The sequence below is a fragment of the Streptomyces sp. UH6 genome, from assembly GCF_013421635.1.
GTDB classification, from domain to species: Bacteria; Actinomycetota; Actinomycetes; order Streptomycetales; family Streptomycetaceae; genus Streptomyces; species Streptomyces abyssomicinicus.
Map to the genome: position 1 here is coordinate 1 of NZ_JACADT010000890.1, position 2363 is coordinate 2363.

Consider the following 2363-nt stretch of genomic DNA (forward strand, 5'->3'; position numbering starts at 1 on the left):
GTCGAGGACCCGGGCCTTGGCCACGCCAAGGAGACGCTCTTCGGGATCGGCGGCTCCTTCGGCGGCATCGCCGCCATCGTCGCGGTCTTCACCGCCGCCGGAACCGTCGCGCTCTCGGTCGGTCAGCGGGCCCGCGAGTTCGCGCTGCTGCGCGCCGTCGGCGCCACCCCGCGGCAGATCCGCCGCGCGGTCGCCTCCGAAGCACTGCTCGTCGCGCCGCTCGCCGGGATCGTCGGCTGCCTGCCCGGCATCGGGCTCGCGCACTGGTGGTTCGGGCAGCTGCAGGACCGCGGCGCCGTTCCGCGCGCCGTGGACCTGCACGTCTCCGGATTTCCGCTGCTCGCCGCGCTCGGCGTGGGGCTGCTCACCGCGCTCGGCGCCAGCTGGACGGCCGGGCGTCGGCCCGCGAAGATCAAGCCGGGCCAGGCGCTGTCGGAGGCGTCGGTGGAGCGACTGCGGCCCGGCGTCATCCGTACGGTGCTGGGCATCGGCGCCCTCGTCGGCGGTTTCCTCCTCACCGGTCTCTCCGCCGGTTCCACGGGGGATGACGCGGCCGGCGCCGCCCTCGGTGTCGTCATGTGCTTCATGCTCGCCGTCGGCCTGCTCGGCCCGCTGGTGGCGCGGCTGTGCGCAGGCCTGTTCGGCCTCCCGCTGCGCGGCGCGGGCCCGACCGCCCAGCTCGCGGCCGCCAACTCCCGTACCAACGCCCGGCGCCTCGCCTCCGCGATCACCCCGATCGTGCTCGCCGTGGCCTTCTCCTCGACCCTCGTGTTCATGCACACGAGCGAGACCCACGCCGCCGACAAGCAGCGGCGCGCGGGCATCACCGCGGACCATGTGGTGACGGACCCGGCCGGGCTCCCGGTGGAGGCGGCTGCCCACGCCGCTCGTGCGCCGGGTGTGGAGGCAGCCGTCGGCCTGCTGAACACACAGGTGCTGGTGCCGGTCGGCTCCGGCGAGTTCACGTCGCTGCAGGGCGCGGCGACCCAGGGCGTCACCGGCTCCGGCGCAGAACTCGCGAAGGTGCAGGACCTGGACGTACGCGAAGGCAGCCTCGACCGGCTCGGCCAGGGCCGTATCGCCGTCGACAAGACCCTGGCGACCTCGGCGGACGCCGGCGTCGGCGACCGGCTCCCGCTCTACCTTCCCGACGGCACCGAGGTCCGCCCCGAGATCGTCGCGGTCTACGGCCGCGGCCTCGGCCTGGCCACGGTGACCATGGACCGGGCGTCCCTGGCCGGGCACGTCACCTCGGGCTTCGACAGCACACTCCTGGTACGGGGCGGCTCGGAGAAGTCGCTCACCGCCCTCGGCAAGGTCACCGACCCGTCCGGCTACGCCACCGAGCAGAACCTCGACGCGAGGCTGGGCGCCTGGACCAACAACACCATGGCCGCGGTCCTCGGCGGATTCGCCGCCGTCGCCGCCGGCAACACCCTGGTGATGACGGTCCTGGACCGCCGCCGCGAGCTGGGCACGCTGCGCCTCGTCGGCTCCACCCGGCGTCAGGTGCTGGCGATGCTCCGCTGGGAGGGCCTGCTGGTCTCCGCGGTGGGCCTGCTCCTCGGCTCCGCGATCGCCGCGGCCACGCTGATCCCGATGATGCGCGGCATGACCGGGGAGGGGCCGTACGTGCCCCCGCTGCTGTACGGCTCCTTCGCGGCCGCCGCCGGCTGCCTGGCACAGCTCGCGGTCACGCTGCCGGCCCGAGCGGCGCTGCGCCGCCGGTCGTAGCGCGGGCTGCAGCCACCGGGGCACGGGTGTCTGCCACGACGGGATCGCCCGCCCGCGGGACGACGTGGAGTTCCTGTTCAACGACTCCATCGACACCCGCGACCAGTCCGACCAGTCCGACCACGGGGTCGACGTCACCTTCCGCGGTGGCGGCCGCCGTACGTTCGACATGGTGTTCGGCGCGGACGGCATGCACTCACGTACCCGGGAGATGCTGTTCGGCCCCGAGGAGCAGTTCCACCGGTACGGTCTCCGCCTGGCGGACGCCCGGTTCCGGACGCCGTGACGGCAGCGGCCGCCACGGTCCTACAGGCGCAGGAGTGCCGTCACGGCGACCGCGGCCACCAGGGTCACAGGGAGCGGGGCCCGGGTCCGGACGAGTACCGGGACGACAGCGAGTCCGGCTATCAGGGTGAGGTCCACCGCGCTCCAGCGCGGGCCCAGCACGTCGACCACGATGAACCCGGCGAGCAGGGCGGGGGCGGCCAGGGCGATCACCGACCGCGCCCGGGGCGGCAGCGTGCGCCCGCCGACCAGGGCGGGCCCTAAGGCCTTGCAGGCGAAGCTGAGAGCGGCGACGGCGATTATGGCGAGCCAGAGGGTCATCGTGGGACCTCTTCGTCGGAGCG

At 74.2% G+C, this 2363-nt stretch carries 2 protein-coding genes and 1 pseudogene; 2 read left to right on the plus strand and 1 reads right to left on the minus strand.

Going from position 1 to position 2363, the window contains the following annotated elements:
- Both HW445_RS27195 and HW445_RS27200 read left to right on the plus strand, forming a co-directional pair.
- On the plus strand, window positions 1-1734 hold a 1734-nt coding region (locus tag HW445_RS27195), incomplete at its 5' end, for an FtsX-like permease family protein (RefSeq protein WP_180223523.1).
- Window positions 1735-1789: 55 nt separating this feature from the next.
- Window positions 1790-1981, plus strand: a pseudogene (locus HW445_RS27200) (FAD-dependent oxidoreductase); the annotation flags it as partial.
- Window positions 1982-2040: 59 nt separating this feature from the next.
- Here HW445_RS27200 and HW445_RS27205 read toward each other — a convergent pair.
- Window positions 2041-2363 (minus strand): AzlD domain-containing protein (locus HW445_RS27205; RefSeq protein WP_218957434.1); only part of this gene is annotated, 323 nt, incomplete at its 5' end.